General features: G+C 48.9%; 15 protein-coding genes. 3 read left to right on the top strand and 12 right to left on the bottom strand.

The window, feature by feature from the left end; all coding sequences use genetic code 11:
* From BLQ12_RS27205 to BLQ12_RS26410, 10 genes are all read right to left on the bottom strand, one after another.
* Positions 1–672, bottom strand: a 672-nt coding sequence (locus BLQ12_RS27205) for a hypothetical protein (RefSeq protein WP_139164135.1), incomplete at its 3' end; no start/stop codon positions are given.
* Between the two features lie 105 nt (positions 673–777).
* A complete protein-coding gene (locus BLQ12_RS27200) occupies positions 778–1410 on the bottom strand; it encodes an Nmad2 family putative nucleotide modification protein (protein ID WP_139164134.1) in 633 nt (210 codons plus the stop codon).
* Positions 1410–1886: a TIR domain-containing protein gene (locus BLQ12_RS26445; protein WP_217640418.1), complete on the bottom strand. Its 477-nt coding sequence runs from the start codon at positions 1884–1886 to the stop codon at positions 1410–1412. Before BLQ12_RS26445 ends, BLQ12_RS27200 begins: the two co-directional genes overlap by 1 nt.
* A gap of 12 nt (positions 1887–1898) precedes the next feature.
* Positions 1899–2894: a thymidylate synthase gene (locus BLQ12_RS26440; RefSeq protein ID WP_092215940.1), complete on the bottom strand. Its 996-nt coding sequence runs from the start codon at positions 2892–2894 to the stop codon at positions 1899–1901.
* Positions 2895–2909: 15 nt separating this feature from the next.
* Complete coding sequence (locus BLQ12_RS26435) at positions 2910–3875, bottom strand: nucleotide kinase domain-containing protein (RefSeq protein WP_092215938.1); 966 nt, start codon at positions 3873–3875, stop codon at positions 2910–2912.
* Positions 3876–4757: 882 nt separating this feature from the next.
* The gene (locus tag BLQ12_RS26430) at positions 4758–5033 is read right to left on the bottom strand and encodes a DUF4389 domain-containing protein (protein WP_092215936.1); all 276 of its coding nucleotides are present in this window, start codon (positions 5031–5033) and stop codon (positions 4758–4760) included.
* A gap of 35 nt (positions 5034–5068) precedes the next feature.
* On the bottom strand, positions 5069–6700 hold the full coding sequence (locus BLQ12_RS26425) for a phospholipase D-like domain-containing protein (protein WP_139164133.1): 1632 nt from the start codon (positions 6698–6700) through the stop codon (positions 5069–5071).
* A 257-nt stretch (positions 6701–6957) separates the two neighbouring features.
* Entirely contained in the window at positions 6958–9321 is a 2364-nt protein-coding gene (locus BLQ12_RS26420) for an arylsulfatase (protein WP_092215932.1), read from the bottom strand.
* A 572-nt stretch (positions 9322–9893) separates the two neighbouring features.
* Positions 9894–11015 (bottom strand): agmatine deiminase family protein, encoded by a 1122-nt coding sequence (locus tag BLQ12_RS26415; protein ID WP_092215930.1) that lies wholly within the window; start codon positions 11013–11015, stop codon positions 9894–9896.
* Between the two features lie 100 nt (positions 11016–11115).
* Entirely contained in the window at positions 11116–11958 is an 843-nt protein-coding gene (locus BLQ12_RS26410) for a MerR family transcriptional regulator (protein WP_092215928.1), read from the bottom strand.
* A gap of 156 nt (positions 11959–12114) precedes the next feature.
* Between BLQ12_RS26410 and BLQ12_RS26405 the strand changes: the two genes are divergently transcribed.
* The 3 genes from BLQ12_RS26405 (at position 12115) to BLQ12_RS26395 (ending at position 14573) form a co-directional block, all read left to right on the top strand.
* Positions 12115–12447, top strand: a complete 333-nt coding sequence (locus tag BLQ12_RS26405; protein WP_092215926.1) for a TfoX/Sxy family protein — start codon at positions 12115–12117, stop codon at positions 12445–12447.
* 429 nt (positions 12448–12876) lie between these two features.
* On the top strand, positions 12877–13674 hold the full coding sequence (locus BLQ12_RS26400) for a substrate-binding periplasmic protein (protein ID WP_092215924.1): 798 nt from the start codon (positions 12877–12879) through the stop codon (positions 13672–13674).
* Between the two features lie 86 nt (positions 13675–13760).
* Positions 13761–14573 carry an amino acid ABC transporter permease gene (locus BLQ12_RS26395; RefSeq protein ID WP_092215922.1) on the top strand — a complete coding sequence of 271 codons (813 nt, stop codon included), beginning with the start codon at positions 13761–13763 and terminating at the stop codon, positions 14571–14573.
* A gap of 116 nt (positions 14574–14689) precedes the next feature.
* Here the strand turns inward: BLQ12_RS26395 and BLQ12_RS26390 are convergent, their stop codons facing one another.
* Both BLQ12_RS26390 and BLQ12_RS26385 read right to left on the bottom strand, forming a co-directional pair.
* The gene (locus tag BLQ12_RS26390) at positions 14690–15295 is read right to left on the bottom strand and encodes a peptidylprolyl isomerase (RefSeq protein ID WP_175470084.1); all 606 of its coding nucleotides are present in this window, start codon (positions 15293–15295) and stop codon (positions 14690–14692) included.
* 218 nt (positions 15296–15513) lie between these two features.
* Positions 15514–15794: transposase (locus BLQ12_RS26385; protein WP_139164132.1), on the bottom strand; the 281-nt coding region annotated here is incomplete at its 5' end.

Here is a 15794-nt window from a genome sequence, read left to right as displayed (position 1 = left end):
TTTTATACCATCATCTATTTCAGTACCAAAGTCGTGAGCAGCATGAATATCGTGTACATCAAAAAAACGATGTATTGATGTCTCATCTATAAATCTTTTTAATGAAACAGCTGTGTTTACAGCCCATGAATCATATTTTGTGTGACTTAAAAACAATTTCAATGCAGAAATATCACCTGAAGTAGTGCCACCCTTCATAAATGCAAATCGAATAATTTCATGTGTAACTGATATAAAAAACGAAATGTCAAAATATTTCTTATCAAAATCCATTAATCTTACAAAATTAAGTCTTTCAAATTTTCCACCTATATTAAATCCGCATTGTTCTATCGCGACAGGTACAATGTGATAGGGCGAAGTAAAAAAAGTTTTATAATAGTCCCGCCACTTTTTTCTTCCCGTTATACTTTTACTGGAAAAACAAAAAACAAGAGTCTTTTCAGACTTAGATTCAATCGCGGATGGTATTTCATCGATAACTGATGTTCTGAAAAATACAGGAAGATTCATACTGCGAGAAAACGGTTTACTTGTGTCTCTCTGAAAACGTTCATAGCAAAAATTCACCAATGGCTTCACAATACTTGCATCGTCTGGATGCCAAACAAAATAGACCGCTATAGGCTGCTTGAACTCGATCATTTTTGAAGGGTTCGCAACAAAAGCCACAGAGCACCCCTTAGATTTGAATAAATTAAATAGTTAAATACATATACAAATTTATGAGCTCTTTTGAACTAATACCATATATCATATTGCACGGCCCCAACCTCCCTATTTGCCGTTATACCTTTTGAACGTACCTCGAAATTGAGCAGGATCTGCAACAAAACCTTTACTATATCTACAAGTTAATATACGTATAATTCTCTGAGCATCTAATTCATCAACAGTACGATATGCTGGACCTTTTTTACAAAAAGCATTAACCATACCACTCGGTATATCCATAGCTTCTTTACCTAAATAATAAAAATGATCGGATACAAGAACAGAATCACTATTATTAGTATCTCTTTCAAGATTATAAATATTGGTTGTTCCATCTTTTAAGCTATGATGTGAATCATCTTGAAGCCACTGTATGGCTCCATCTTGAGTGATAGAAGAATGATAAATATTATCACCATACATTTTCTTGAGGCTACCATTCATCACAGGTTTTTTATACTGATAGATGGGATCACTATAATAGCTATTGAAATCTGTCTTTCCGGTGACTTCCATTGCAAATACTAACTTAGGTGAACGATTTCCTGCAACAGAAGTTGTCCCAAAGACCCAATCTCCGACTACTGCAAATTTCCGGATTTGTGGTTTACAGGTTGCTAATGTGCACTCACGCCCAAAAGGATTAGGGGCAAATCCATAGTCCCTCGTTATTACATAGGAATAATAAGTAGGCATTAACAGGTGCTCCTTTCTATACTATACTTACTTTTCCAAGGCTTACCATCTGTACTGACAAAATCATTACAATTTCCATTTATAGCATCGATAATCTTACCTGAATTCCATCCAACTAAAGCATCGCCATACTTTTGAAAGTTCTCTGGTATATCGGAATCTTTTGCACCTTGTATAAATACTCCGATAATTGGTTTTCCATGTTTATTTGCCTGCTCAATTTCCCAATCAACCCATTTTCTTTTATGTGTCTCTGGGCCGATCAATACTACAGTTGAACCAGCCCACCGTATGCCATTACGCAAAAGGCCCTCGATATATTTAGGATTCTTGGCATCATTCGGTTTAGTACTATCAATAGAACTATTTCGTAATATACAACCATTACTTTTAAGCATTTTTTTAAGTGACTGAACACTATCATCATCTTTCCCAAAATGGCTGATAAAAACATTTTTCATCTCATTTGAACTCATTTATATGCTCCTCTATTCAAATAACTTATTTAAAGTAGGATTAACATATTTGTTACTGTTCTTTGTGTGATAGTTATATAGTACAGCTGACCAATCATTGAAAAAATCATCTTCAAAGTCTATGCGTTCGTAAACACGCTTTTCTCTGAAATCTCTTTCCCACCCACTTAAGGCATCTATATTATGGATAAAACTGTCATACGAGTTAAAACTTTTATTATATTCAAATGGTATATCTTCATACTCAGACTCGGCTATATCTCGAAGTTTACATCTAAACAGATCGTAATAATGCATATTATTTACTACATGATAATATGAACCAATTTCCAGCTTTAAAATTGCAGAAACATACTCCTGCATAAACGTAAAATTGAAGATATTTACCCCTGTTGCACCCCAAATAAAATCATTTGAACGCATATGGACATGAAGATCTAACTTACCATCCACGTTCTTGATGAAATGCAAGGATCTTGTACATGGAAAATCCTTTGTTTGTTTTATACAGCGTCCAGTAAAACAATCTTTAACAGGGTCTCCAAGAGATATAATAGCTTGCCTTGTATTAGAATCTTTCTCAAAACACTCAACAATAAAGCGTAGCTGATCGACATCTAGTTGATTTGGTATTTTTTGATAGGGATATTTGATTTTATAATCTTCAATAGAATTATTGCAATGACGTATACGAGGCCCATAGCCACCACGTAGTGTGACCATATCATCGGAAAACTTTTCCATTCGAGGAAGGTAGTAACCAACCATATCAAGATTATTGTAACCACCAGCAATCCACAATGATTCAGCATAAGGCAAATATTTATTCGATTTTCGTGCAGCAATTGTCACTAATCGACATGTTGGTTCAAATATTTTTATCATTATAGGTTCAGGCAGCTCATAGCATTTCTGCCCTCGAGTTTTTCTCTCTCTTCCCTCGCGCAGGAGAAGGCCCGACATCTTTACCAACATTTCATTTATGCCTTTATATTCAACAGCATGCATGAAAGCACTCCTCTGCTAATCTAAAGTTAAATTCCACTTAGGAGGAAACAAGAAATCTATTTCATCTGATTTTCGTTTAAATTTCTGTTTAATTCGCTTGTTTCCGACTATAAGATCTGGCATTTTTACTCGTAGATATTTATCAGTTTCACAATAACAATTCTGCAAGTCGATTAATGTTGGCGCTCGTCCATAAAGATTTTTAAAACTATAACCATACTTTTCACGAAAAAACTCCATATTATCAGCTGTATATTTAATCACGTCTTCATAACTATATTTACCAATATCAATAAAACATTTTTTAATTCCTCTTATAGCGCCTATACCAGCCATAACAAAAGAATTTTCATCAAAATTTATTATTTCAGTATAGTTAAGATCGATTGCGTATTGATAAGCTAAAAAAGGACCAATGAAGGTACAATTGATCAAAATTTCGTAAAGCTCTGACAATGATCTACTATTCAAAATTCTATCAACAATCTCATCATTCATTATTTCTGTTTTTAACATATGTAACCATTTTTCATGTTTATATATAAAACCAGAAGAGTATGTTGAATGAGTTCCTGTCATTAAGTACGCAGCACTAAAAATTGGTTGCTTTTTTATTCTCTCTTCAAGTAATAATGAAATATATTTTTCATCAAAATTATCGAACTTAATTGTACCAAGTCGATTTTCAAGATACTGCCAAGTGTCAATCCTATTAAATATTTTAAACAGCAAGACCCTTAATATCTGATCTTTTGGGATAAATTTATCTTTATCACTGTATATAACATTTTTAACGAGATATTGGCTTACCCTGTCACACACTCTATAAACATTTGTAAACTTGTATTCTGATAAAATTGAATCATTAGTCAAACTTGACATAAAGTGATTCTTTTTATTATTTCTTTCCCAAAAAATATTCATTCTTTCTTGCATAAAATATAAATACCATTTAAAAGCTTCCTCTCGTATTCTCAACATAAACATTCCACCTTATAACTTTAATTATATCTAACCCCGTAGATATATAAAAACCGCCTTTACGAAATGATTATATTTCCAATCAGCATATTATCTTCTATGCTGGCTACAAATATTAAAATGAACTGCAATTTAAAAACCTCAGCTGCAATTTGTCATAATATAAATATTTAATGGTGAGTTTTTCAGACAAACTTGGGCTGATTTTTTTTTATGGTTTACATTTAAAGGTTCGACCAATAAAGACTCAAATAAAAGCCAGAAAATACTGATAAAAGAACACTCAAAGCATGCATTACCTATCAGGTGCAACTAATACATAAAGCAACAAGACTAAAAAACTCACCTCATCTAATTAAGAATTATACGCTTATCAACACATCCGCTCAATCTAAAAAAATTAATTTATCCGCTTCTCATCAGAACGTTACTCTATAGGGCTTCGATTGGCCGACCGAGCTCATTTGGGCTTTTGGTCTTTTTGCCTTATTGATGAGGCAAAATCCCACCCGACCCATTAATTGTTCAGGGTTTGTGGCGTGCCAAATGACGAGTGAAATATAACCCGATTAGTCCAAAAATCGAATCATTGACAATGAGAACCAAAAGGGATTCAGACAGACATATATGGATTTTCTGAAACAGAAAGACCTCAACACTTGAGAGGTTCCTTCTCGTCACCCAGATTTGGCTGCGCGGCTAAAAAGATATTTAGAGCCAGAACCAAATGCACCACAAGAACGTCCATGATTCGAGCTCACACACCTACACGTACTTGATAAGGGCAATGACACACCACACCCAGTGAAGCTTTTCAGTGCTGATTTCCGCCGGAGAACGATCACCCACAACAATCTGGCGCCCCCCTCCTTTATCGACAGGTCAATACCGAGGCCAATCCTGAAACGGCCACGGCTTCTGATCCGTGTTGTAGGTCAGAAAATCGACAATCTGAGACAGGTAAACCCCCAGGTTTTTCCCGAACCGCATGATTTTGTCATTGGGGCTGCGGGTCACCAGGCTGCAGATCAACTGGAACAGGGCAAGGACCACAACGATGGTCAGGACGACCCGTGATGCGATCCAGAACGCCAGCATGAACAGAGCCCGAATACCCTGGGCTACGCGGCTGCTGTCACTGTCTGATTTTGTTTCCATGGAGTTCTCCTTTGATTGGTATTCCGTGCTTATTGTTAGAAGTTACAGACACCCTCTTCAAAATCTACGATGGCGGCATGTTTTGACGCGTTCCAGATCACATCCAGATACTCTTTTTTAAAGTCGGCGGCGGCTTTGCTGTCTTCGACGATGAAGCCAAAGTCCTGCAATGTGGCGGGGTACAGGTTTTTTGAACCGATGTAGAAGGCGGCGTCGTCCACGCAGATGACTTTGGCGTGGTTTGCGATGCCCCTTCCATTTGCCCAGGTGTCGACATTGTCTGCGATGCGTATGGGGGCAAGCTGCAGGCTGTGGCAGATAATCTCCTCGGCGGTGGTTTGATCCACATCTGCCCGGGCCCGGACTTTCCGAATCAGGATGTCGGTGATGTCGGTCATCTGATCCATGTTTGAATAGGGAGCGGCCAGGCTCTGCTTGGCTCCGGGGGAGCTGACAATGATTTTTACGGGGATCTCCCGGATCAGCTTGTCGGCAAGTATATCAAACAAACGGGCATCGTAACAGGAGTTGGACACCGGGGGCGCACACACGGCAAGCAAATCCTGCTGGGAGATGAAGACGCTTTCCGTGGCGCTTGCGATCAGGGCCCGCAGGCCTGCTTCCTCGGGGTTTGCGACGCTGTATTCCGCGTCATTGTTTACGTAATCGGTGTGGAGCCTGGAGCAGGTCGCTTTGCTGTCATTGGCAGGCTCAAGGCCACCTGCCGTGCCGCCGGGAACATCCATGCCAAACCCCAGGCCGCCCAAGGCCAGGACAGGGGCGTCCCCTTCGGCCTGTGAGGCGGAGACCTCGTGGGGTGTGGGAAACCGAGTTATGGAGTTAAATCCTTCTCCTTTGACAACCTCCACGTAGAAAAGGCGTGACCACCAGTCCTGGCTCCAGGTCTCGGCAAAATCCCACAGCAGGTCGGCAAAGGTGTGGGCCGATTCGGCGGCCGGGCCCGTTAAACGCATGCTGACATCGCTCACCGGGTTCGGGCCGCCTGCATAGGCACCTTCCCAGAGGTTGTGGCCACCGGTGATGACTGTTTTGCCGTCCACGGCGACCATTTTGGCGTGATTCCAGGAGTAGAGCCAGCTGGTCTCCACACCGGCCACGATGATGCGGGCGTTGTTCGCAGACGGCCCCAGATCCGCTTTTAAGCGCTCCATGTAGTTGGAGGCGGTTTCGGTCAAGCCCGTATCCACACTTCCCATGACAGGGGGTGTGCCCCCCAGGATGCGAATGGTGATGTCCGGGTTGTGGGTAAGGGCCTCTTTGAGGCCGCTTACGATGGCTTCCTGGAACATGCCGTCCGGGTAGGTGACCAGGGTGGTGATATCCACCCATTCCAGGGCTGCCGCGATATCGCTGCGGATGGCATCGGCAAGCCTCTGGGCACCGGTGGCGCTGGAGCAATCCCCCTGCCCCCAGCAGTCGGGAGACTGCAGCAGCCAATGGCTGCCGTTTACGCCATGCCCGGCAATGAGGTTGCCGTCTGTGCGCTTCCAGACCGTGCCTTCCGAACCGGGGGCAAGCTGCCGAAGCTGGGCTTCCACGGCATCAAGGTGCGGTGTCTCCGCACACGCGGCGGACACAAGAAAATGAGAAAGAAGCAAAATCGCGAGAAGTGATAACCGGAAACACCTGGGAAAAGATCTGGCCATGGTACGTCGAACCCCCGTTAAGAATACTTGAATTCAAGGAATTGCCTGTCTTTAAATACTATCGTTTCAATCAAACAGGGATAATTTATTATTCTAACCATGTCAACATAAGAAAATACGAGAAAAAGGGTGGAGCATTGGCCATTGCCCCACCCTTTTTCATGGTGTCTTGATTTGTCATTCAGCGTCACGGGGCCGAGCCCGGCAATGCAACGTCCATCCCGGCCCCCTTCGCTTTTACTGCATCATGCCAGGAGCTACTTCACATCTTTTACCGCAAGGGTGATCTTATGGATTTCTCCGGTAAAACGGGTCTCTTCGCGCCCGATGCCGATATCTTCGGCCACCGGTGTCTGGTTGTCGAGGCCGACGTCAGCCGTTTCATCGGCGGAGAATATCAAGGGCTGGGTCTTTTCGATGCGGCCATTGGCCACGGCCTTTCCGTTGACGGAGAGAGTCGCCTTGCCGCCCTTGCCGAGCCCGCCGCCGTCGTAGACGAAATCCAGTAGAATTGTGGCTTCTCCCTCGGGGATTGCCTTTTTGGATTCCACGGTATATCGCTCAAGCCCCAAAAAGTTATAGGTGTAGATTGGCTTGCCGTCTTTCATGTAAAGGGACCAGCCTCCGAAGCGTCCCCCCTGGGCAAGGATCACACCATTTGCTCCGCCTTTGGGGATGGCAACCTTGGCCGTGATTGTCTTGGAGCGGTTCTTCACATTCATGAAGGTGTTCTCCAGCATACCGTCCATTCCGGGGTAGAGCGTCAGTGTCGTCCGGTCGCCCAGGATATCCGGTCGGCCTGCAATGGCAGGGTTCATTCGCTCAATCACCCGGTCATCGATGGGCAGGGCATTGTATTTTTCAGCCTCTTTCATGAACAGTGCCTCCAGTTCGGCAACCTTCTTCGGGTATTTGTCCGCCAGGTTCTTCGCAAGGCTGAAGTCCCTTTGAACGTTGAACAGCTCCCAGGTGTCCGACTCCAGGGGAGGCATATTCACGGCCATCCAGGGGGCACGGTGAATCGTCCGCGCGAACCAGCCTTCATGGTAGATCGCCCTGTTGCCGAACATCTCGAAGTACTGGGTGGTATGCCGCTCTTTGGCGCCTGCATCATTGAACGAGTACAGCATGCTCGTGCCTTCCATGGGCGTTTGAGGTGTACCGTTTACGCTCTTGGGCTCGGGAAGTCCGGCCGCTTCCAGAATGGTCGGCGCAATGTCGATGACGTGGGAAAACTGGCGGCGTAATCCGCCCTTCTCCTTGATGCCGTTCGGCCAGTGGACGGTCATGCCGTTGCGGGTGCCACCGAAGTCCGAGGCCACCTGCTTCGTCCACATAAAGGGTGAATCAAAGGCAACGGCCCACCCGGCTGCCATGTGCGGGAAGGTCTGCGGGCCGCCCCACTCGTCGATGAGCGGGAGCAGGTCTTCAACCTTCTCCGTGACGTTGTTGAAGTAGGTCATTTCGTTGTACATGCCCACAAAACCGCCCTCGGCGCTCGTGCCGTTGTCACCGGCAATGTAGAAGATCAACGTGTTGTCCATCTCGTCGATTTCTTCGATGGCAGCAATGAGGCGACCCACTTCGTGGTCGGTCTGCTCCAGGAACCCGGCAAACACCTCTGCCTGACGGGTGAACAGGCGCTTCTCGTCGTCGGTGAGGTCATCCCAGTCTTTGATGTCCTTGGGTTTGGGGGGTAATTTGGTGTTGGAAGGAATTATCCCCATCTTTTTCTGGCGGGCCATGGTTTTTTCGCGAATTTTGTCCCAGCCCTCGTCGAACTTGCCCTTGTACTTTTTGATCCACTCCTTGGGAACATGGTGCGGTGCGTGAACCGCGCCGGTGGCAAAGTAGATGAGGAAGGGCTTGTCCGGGGTCATGGACTGCTGGGCCTTTACCCACTGGATGGCCTGGTTGGTCATGTCAACCGTGAAGTGGTAATTCTCCGTCTTCGGCGGCGTCACCTTGATGACCCCATCGTAGATCAGCGGATACCACTGATCGGTCTCGCCTCCGATGAACCCGTAGAACTTGTCAAACCCCTGATGGGTGGGCCAGCGGTCAAAGGGGCCGGAGACGCTTGTCTCCCAGGCAGCGGTTTCATGCCACTTCCCAAAGGCGCCGGTACTGTACCCGTTGAGGCGAAGCATCTCAGCCAGCGGCGCAACGCTGTTGGGCACCTGCCCGGTGTTCCCGGGAAACCCTGTTGAGGACTCCATGATGGACCCGGTGTTGGCGGTGTGATGGTTGCGCCCGGTTTTGAGGGCATTTCTCGTCGGCGAGCAGAGGGCCGTGGTATGGAAGTTGTTGTAGGTGATGCCCTGCGCGGCGAGCATGTCCAAGGTCGGTGTCTGAATGGGGCCGCCGAAGGTGCTGGGGCCACCGAAGCCTATGTCGTCAATGAGCACGATGACGATGTTGGGGGCTTTCTTGGGGGCCTTGACCTCAAACAAAGGCGGTGTTTCCACGTTACGCACATCGAGTTCGCTGTAGGTTGGCCTTTCCGGTTCTTGGATCGGCAGGACCGTACGGTCAAGGGCCTCCCGCGCTGAAGCCTGCGTGGTCAAGCCGGCAAACAGTGTCAAGGTCATACAGAGTATGGTGATAACCGAATATCTCATGAACTGTCCTCCTGTGTTTGTAGCGTGTCAACGTCGTGGCGGGAATGCCGGTTCCCACACACAGATCCGAAGCAAGGATTCCCTCACCCGAATCCTCGATTGCGCTTGCAATCAGCCAAGAAGAGCCATGCCTGACGATTGGCATGGTGCGCCCGGACACCTCTGCGGGGTCGCGATTGCGGAAAATTGAGCGCCTCGAAACATGAAAAAGCCTGCAAGGCGATGCTGAGTGATAGAGAGACTTGGTATGGCTGGATATTGAATGTGCGAGGGACGTGGCCCGGTTTTTCGAAGAGAGCTTATGGGGGAGGGGCCGAAGAGGACAGAGTTGAGGGTCTCACCGATGATGAAACACCGAATATAATGACAGATTTTGACGAAAAATCAAACAGTTCCTGGGTCAGTCAGAACGCCGACCACCTAAAAATAAAAGCGGAGGGACGATTCTCCTTTGGTTCTGCAAAGGATGATTCCGCCCCTCCCCTTTTTGGTTCCCCTTTCATGCACGGTGCATGAAGGGCATGCCGACATGGCCTTTCCGCCACCTGCCTTTATGATGTTCAGCACCCCTTTCAGGCCTTTGGCTCCTGCTGGGTGGCGCAGTGGATGCTCCCGCCCCCGCTGGCGATGCCGTCAATGGAGATCTGTTCAATGCGATGATGGGGAAACGCCTTTGCTATTTTTTTCCTGGCCACGCGGTCGGCTTTTTTGTCCCCGAACTTCTGCATGATAATCGCACCATTGCACGCGTAGTATCCCACGTAACCTGCGGCAAAGCTCTCTGTTCCGTACCTCGTATTGATATCCCACGGTGTATCAAGAATAATCATTTCAAATGGGTTGCCGTCGGCATCGGTGGAGGATTTGAGGATGTGGATGTTTTCCCGTGTGACCCGATAGTCATAGGAGGCTTTGTCTGAATCGCGACTCACCACCAGCACACCGGGCCTTGCAAAACGGGCATAAAAATCGGTGTGACCGTCCGTGATATCTCTGCCTTTAATGCCCTTGAGCCATATGATTTTTCTCAGCCCAAGCACCTTTTTTAACTCGTCTTCAACTTCTTTTTTGCTTTTGCCCGGATTCCGGTTGTCGTTGAGGATGCAGCTCTCTGTCATGATGGCGGTGCCTTTGCCGTCCACTTCGAAACAGCCCCCCTCCATCACCATGCTGGACCGGACAATGCTCACCCCCGCCTTTTTTGCTACAAAGTCAGCGACCTTTGCGTCACGTTCATAGTCCTGATCTTCTCCCCAGCCGTTAAAGTTGAAATTAACGGCAGATTTTTGCCCCTTCCCGTTCACCACAAAGATGGGCCCTGTATCGCGTATCCACAGATCATTCATATCGAATTCGATCAGCTCGATGGGGTAGTTGTGATCATTGGGGCCGCCAATAAGCTCTTTTGCTCTGCCCATGTCTTGCTTCCTCACAAGCATGGAGACCGGTTCATATGTGGCGATGGTCTTGGCGATGGTTGCCAGGTTGCGCTGAACCTCGGGGATCTGCTTTCTTGACCAGATGTCCCGGCTGGCGATAAAGGCCAACCAGGTCCGCGTGTGGGGCTCCCCCTCTTCGGGCATATACCAGCCCTTGAAATCCATGGCGTTGGAGGTCTTGATTTGAAATGTCGGGAGGAACAGGCTTCCTCCGGCGATCATCGTCCATTTGATAAAGTTACGTCGTGATAACATGATGTTTTTCCCTTGTGTGTTTCCGTGACCATTCAGGTCGGCTTTGCTTCAGGCGGCCTTGAATGAAAGCGTTTTGGATTTATGCCCCCTTTGCAATCCGTCATGATTTTTCAACGGGATAACAGACCCTGGTTACATACTCGTGCTCCGAAACGGCTGATTCCGTTGAGCGAAGAAACACCTCGTAAGGGCTGCCGGATTGTTTGTAGTCCGACTGCTCGATCCATGTTTCGATGGCATGCCAGGCAAACCCGATGTCGTCATACCGTCCTGTGTGAAGGGTCGTGACCACGGTGTGGGAGGGGAAGACAGCCAACTGGTGCTCCGGACACGGGTTGCTGCCCGATGGTTGCGGCTCCCCCGTTTTGTTCCTGATCGGGACGAACACCTCCACGTCCACGGCATTCCGGTCGTGATCTTCGCCATGGTACACAGCGCCTGACAGGTTGTACGGAAACAGCCCCCTGTTTTCGGCGTCCTCGTGCAGGTTTTCAACGGTTTCGTCCATCTCGTCTTCGGCCATGACGGCTCGCTTGCGAATGACATACCGCTCCGGCTCCACCCCGGTATACATGCCGTATGCCTCAGCCTGGACCATCCTGCCCAGCAGATCATCCCCCTGGCTGAGAAGCTGCTCCATCTCATCGATGATCGAGCTCCCTTCCCTGAGGAGCTGATCCGACGTCCGGATCTGCATACGCAGCATGCCTCGGAAATACTCCGGGTCATGGTTTTCAAGGAGCCCCTTTATCTGCTCTAAGGAAAATCCGAAGCGCTTCAGCCGAATGATCTCCATGGCATCTTGAAACTGGGCCTCTGCGTAATACCGGTACCCTGTCTCCTCATCCACATGCTGCGGCTGCAACAAGCCAATGCTGTCGTAATGCCTGAGCATTCGGGGGGATAATTTGGTCTGCTTTGAAAAATGGCTTATTTTGTACATAGACGGCAGCTCCCCCAGAGAGTATTCGTTTGTTTCAAGCCCCGGCCATGGCGACTATCCAGGTAAACATGATAGATTGTCCCATAATGACCGGGCCATCTGCGTTTAATGACACCCTAAAGGTTCACACCATGTCAAGGTCAAGGAGAAACTCATATGGCATCAGATATAAAGTTTGTTGAATTCATAGTTGATCAGATCGAAAACCCGGGATTGGTCCGCTATAGAAAAATGTTTGGGGAGTACGCGATATATTGCAACGACAAAGTCGTTGCACTGGTCTGCAATGACCAGTTGTTTGTGAAACCCACCCAAACGGGCAGAGCGTTCATAGGTGATGTGGTTGAAGCCCCGGCCTATCCCGGAGCAAAACCCTCTTTTCTAATTGAAGACCAACTTGAAGACAGAGACTGGCTGAGTGAATTGGTTGCGTTGACAGAAAAAGAGCTGCCCAAACCCAAGCCAAAGAAGAAAAAGGCAAAAAAATAGAACCGGAAAGGGGTCGCGCGCCTTGATAAATGACGCGGTTTTCCTTCGGACGCGCACTGGGCGGCTAACGAAGAGCCCCTGCCCCACCTTTAGCCGGGCATATGTCTCCAAATGAAAGGAGCACCCCCCACAAGAATGCCGCTGTGATGTAATCCGCCCGGTGCCCCGCCTGCACCCGTGCCCATATGGTACCACGTGTTCCGTGCCAATGACTACGACGCGACAACAAGGGTTAAAGCGCGGGTGCAACCAGCGTTCAAGGTGCTTTGCCTGAGTGACTCCACCACCCTTGCTGCCGTAGGCAATGGTTGACTTGCGCACCGGCCAGGTTATATGAATGGTTCCGATTTTTCTTTTTTTGTTATGAAAAAAGACGCCTGAACCATGCGAGGGAACCTCGCGTTGCACCCGGAATGAAGGAGAGACAAGATGAAGTGGACTGGAAAAGCCTGTATCGCCGTCCTGGCAACCCTGTTGACCGTCACCACGGCTGCAGTGGCCAGCGATACCCTCCCCGACCTCAAAGGAAGAAAGGTCGCAGCCGTCACCGGCAACGACTACACGCCCCTGAACTTTGTGGACCCGGCAACCGGCAAGGCCGTGGGGTGGGAATACGATGCGGTCAATGAGATCGGGCGCCGCCTCAACTGCGAGATCCAGTGGGATGTCTGCACCTGGGACACCATGATCTCCGCCATCCGGGAGGGCCAGTTCGATGTGGGCATGGACGGCATCACCATCAACGAAAAGCGCAAAAAGCAGGTGGACTTCTCCGAGCCCTACATGGTCACCCAGCAGTTCATGCTGGTGCGCGCCGATGAAGACCGTTTTGTAGACGAGAAGGAGTTTGCTGCGGACAAGAAACTCCTCATCGGCTCCCAGGCAGGCACGACCAACTTCTACGTGGGTGTCTACAGCGTCCTGGACGGCAACGAAGCCAACCCCCGCATCAAGCTGTTTGAAAACTTCGGCGCCGCGGTTCAGGCCATGCTGGCCGGGGATGTGGATATGGTCCTCATGGATGCTGCCTCCAGCCGAGGCTACATGGGCGCCATGCCCGGCAAGCTGAAAATGGTGGGCGGCCCCCTGGGCACCGAAGAGTTCGGGTTCATCTTTACCCAGGGCTCCGATCTTGTCGATCCCTTCAACCAGGCCATCGAGTCCATGAAAAAAGACGGCTTTCTGGACAGGCTCAACACCAAGTGGTTCTACGAGTACAACAAGTAGCTCGCCTTGATGCAGCGGCCCTTCATCCCATGGGATGAAGGGCCGTCTGACGTACAGACCACTCTTCCCTGTTTTTCGGAGCCCCCATGAAAGCTGCACATCGGCGTTTCCCCCTTTTTTCGTCCATCCCCTCGTGGCTTCTGGCCACCCTGTTTCTCGGCTGTATCGCCACCTGGCACATGGTGCGGAGCGAATCCTACGGGGTCATCTTCTCCGCCCTCACCCGGGGCCTTTACACCACCCTCTATGTCTCCCTCATCGCCTATGCGGCAGCCACGGCCCTGGGCCTCCTCTTCGGGCTCATGCGCATCTCCTCCAACCGGGTGATCCGTGAAGTGGCAACCTTTTACATAGAGATCGTCCGCGGCATCCCCATGCTGATCATTCTCTACTACATCGCCTTTGTGGGGGCCCCTTCCCTGGTGAAAGGCCTCAACTGGGTCGCCTCGCCCCTCATCGAAGCGGGCCTCTTTGATAAGATCAGCGTCCGGGACATCAGCTTTGTTGTTCGGGCCATCCTCGCCCTCACCCTGGGCTACAGCGCCTTTATCGCAGAAATCTTCCGGGCGGGCATCGAGTCCATCCCCTCCGGTCAGATGGAAGCGGCCATTGCCTCGGGCATGAGCCGACGGCAGGCCATGCAGCATGTCATCCTCCCCCAGGCCATCCGAACGGTGCTCCCTCCCCTGGCCAACGACTTTGTGGCCATGATCAAGGATTCCGCCCTGGTCTCCGCCCTGGGTGTCCAGGACATCACCCAGTTGGGGAAGGTCTACTCCGCCTCCACGTTTCAGTTCTTCGAAACCTACAACGTGGTGGCCCTCCTCTACCTCGCCCTCACCCTCTCGCTGACCTTAGGCGTCCGCGTCCTCGAAAAAAGGCTGGACACCTCACGGTGACGAAAAAAACTGACGTTACATAGAGGAATAAAAAAAGGGTTGGGCCATTGAAAAATGGCACAACCCTTATTCGTCCATGCATGGACCTTCTGACGGGACGCTCCGGCCCACCGGAATCATTTTGAGTCGAGGACTTTATTCCACGCTGCAATGTGCTCTTTTTGCTGGTCAAGCAGGGCGCGTGTGTCGCCTGAAATGGTCACCTTGATGATGCGATCCCCGCGGTTGATCTTGTTCACCACCTCCTGATCTTTGTCGCTCACCACATGGCCGAACACGGAGTGCCTTTTATCGAGCCAGGGGGTTGCCACGTGGGTGATGAAAAACTGACTTCCGTTGGTGTTGGGGCCTGAGTTTGCCATGGAGAGGGTGCCGGGGCCGCTGTGACGAAGATCAGGATGAAATTCGTCCTGGAACCGGTAACCGGGGTTGCCGCGCCCTGTGCCCTGGGGGCAACCGCCCTGGATCATGAAGTTGTCGATGACGCGATGAAAGATCAGGCCGTCGTAGAAGCCGCGGTTGGTAAGGTTCACAAAGTTGGCCACGGTGACGGGGGCTTTGTCGGCATAAAGGGTCAGGTTGATCACGCCTTTGCTGGTCTCCATGGCGGCCCTGATCTCTCCGGGCTTGTTGGTCCCAGTGGCTGTTTCTGCACCAAAGACCAGTGAACTTGCAGAGAGAAGCACAACCAGGCTGAGTAAAAATGATGTATAGATTTTCATTGTTTCTCCTGAAATTTCTTTATGTTTCCTGAAATGAAATACGTGACGTTTTTCTTGAGTGCCACCGGCAGGTACCATAGCCCGGATATTTCATAAAAGGCAACCTCCCCCAAGCAATAACCGGGATTGCTTGGGGTATCGTGAAAACTGGGTTATTCAAAAAAGTAGTAACTAGGGGTTGCTGAACAATTTTGCGCGATTAATTTCAGGACATGGGGTTAGTCAGCTGCAGATGCAAAACGTGACACTCTAAACGGCCACCACCGAATTGGCTCTTTGAAAAACAGGCACAACAAAATGGCTTTCAGCCATTTTTCAAGATTCATAACTAAAAAGCATAGTGAGATGGCAGTTTCACTGGTCTTTGCTAATTTTGTCATGACACGGCCAAGACAGTATCGTCTCTTTGCTTGTCCAAATTTTCCTTCAATGGGGATTCGATCTATTTCGTCTTGTCGGGCCTGAAGAGACTTTTTGATTAGTTCTGCCTCAGTTTCTG

Source organism: Desulfoluna spongiiphila, from assembly GCF_900101345.1.
GTDB classification, from domain to species: domain Bacteria; phylum Desulfobacterota; class Desulfobacteria; order Desulfobacterales; family Desulfolunaceae; genus Desulfoluna; species Desulfoluna spongiiphila.
Note: the sequence above shows the minus strand (reverse complement) of the source record. Positions and strands in the feature narration are given on the sequence as shown.

Excerpts from the sequence above, each read along its gene's own strand:
- BLQ12_RS26405 (WP_092215926.1), top strand. The coding sequence starts at position 12,115 with ATGGCATCAGATATAAAGTTTGTTGAATTCATAGTTGATCAGATCGAA.
- BLQ12_RS26445 (WP_217640418.1), bottom strand. The coding sequence starts at position 1,886 with ATGAGTTCAAATGAGATGAAAAATGTTTTTATCAGCCATTTTGGGAAA.
- BLQ12_RS26410 (WP_092215928.1), bottom strand. The coding sequence starts at position 11,958 with ATGTACAAAATAAGCCATTTTTCAAAGCAGACCAAATTATCCCCCCGA.
- BLQ12_RS26415 (WP_092215930.1), bottom strand. The coding sequence starts at position 11,015 with ATGTTATCACGACGTAACTTTATCAAATGGACGATGATCGCCGGAGGA.
- BLQ12_RS27200 (WP_139164134.1), bottom strand. The coding sequence starts at position 1,410 with ATGCCTACTTATTATTCCTATGTAATAACGAGGGACTATGGATTTGCC.
- BLQ12_RS26435 (WP_092215938.1), bottom strand. The coding sequence starts at position 3,875 with ATGTTGAGAATACGAGAGGAAGCTTTTAAATGGTATTTATATTTTATG.
- BLQ12_RS26400 (WP_092215924.1), top strand. The coding sequence starts at position 12,877 with ATGAAGTGGACTGGAAAAGCCTGTATCGCCGTCCTGGCAACCCTGTTG.
- BLQ12_RS26420 (WP_092215932.1), bottom strand. The coding sequence starts at position 9,321 with ATGAGATATTCGGTTATCACCATACTCTGTATGACCTTGACACTGTTT.
- BLQ12_RS26390 (WP_175470084.1), bottom strand. The coding sequence starts at position 15,295 with ATGAAAATCTATACATCATTTTTACTCAGCCTGGTTGTGCTTCTCTCT.
- BLQ12_RS26430 (WP_092215936.1), bottom strand. The coding sequence starts at position 5,033 with ATGGAAACAAAATCAGACAGTGACAGCAGCCGCGTAGCCCAGGGTATT.
- BLQ12_RS26440 (WP_092215940.1), bottom strand. The coding sequence starts at position 2,894 with ATGCATGCTGTTGAATATAAAGGCATAAATGAAATGTTGGTAAAGATG.
- BLQ12_RS26425 (WP_139164133.1), bottom strand. The coding sequence starts at position 6,700 with ATGGCCAGATCTTTTCCCAGGTGTTTCCGGTTATCACTTCTCGCGATT.
- BLQ12_RS26395 (WP_092215922.1), top strand. The coding sequence starts at position 13,761 with ATGAAAGCTGCACATCGGCGTTTCCCCCTTTTTTCGTCCATCCCCTCG.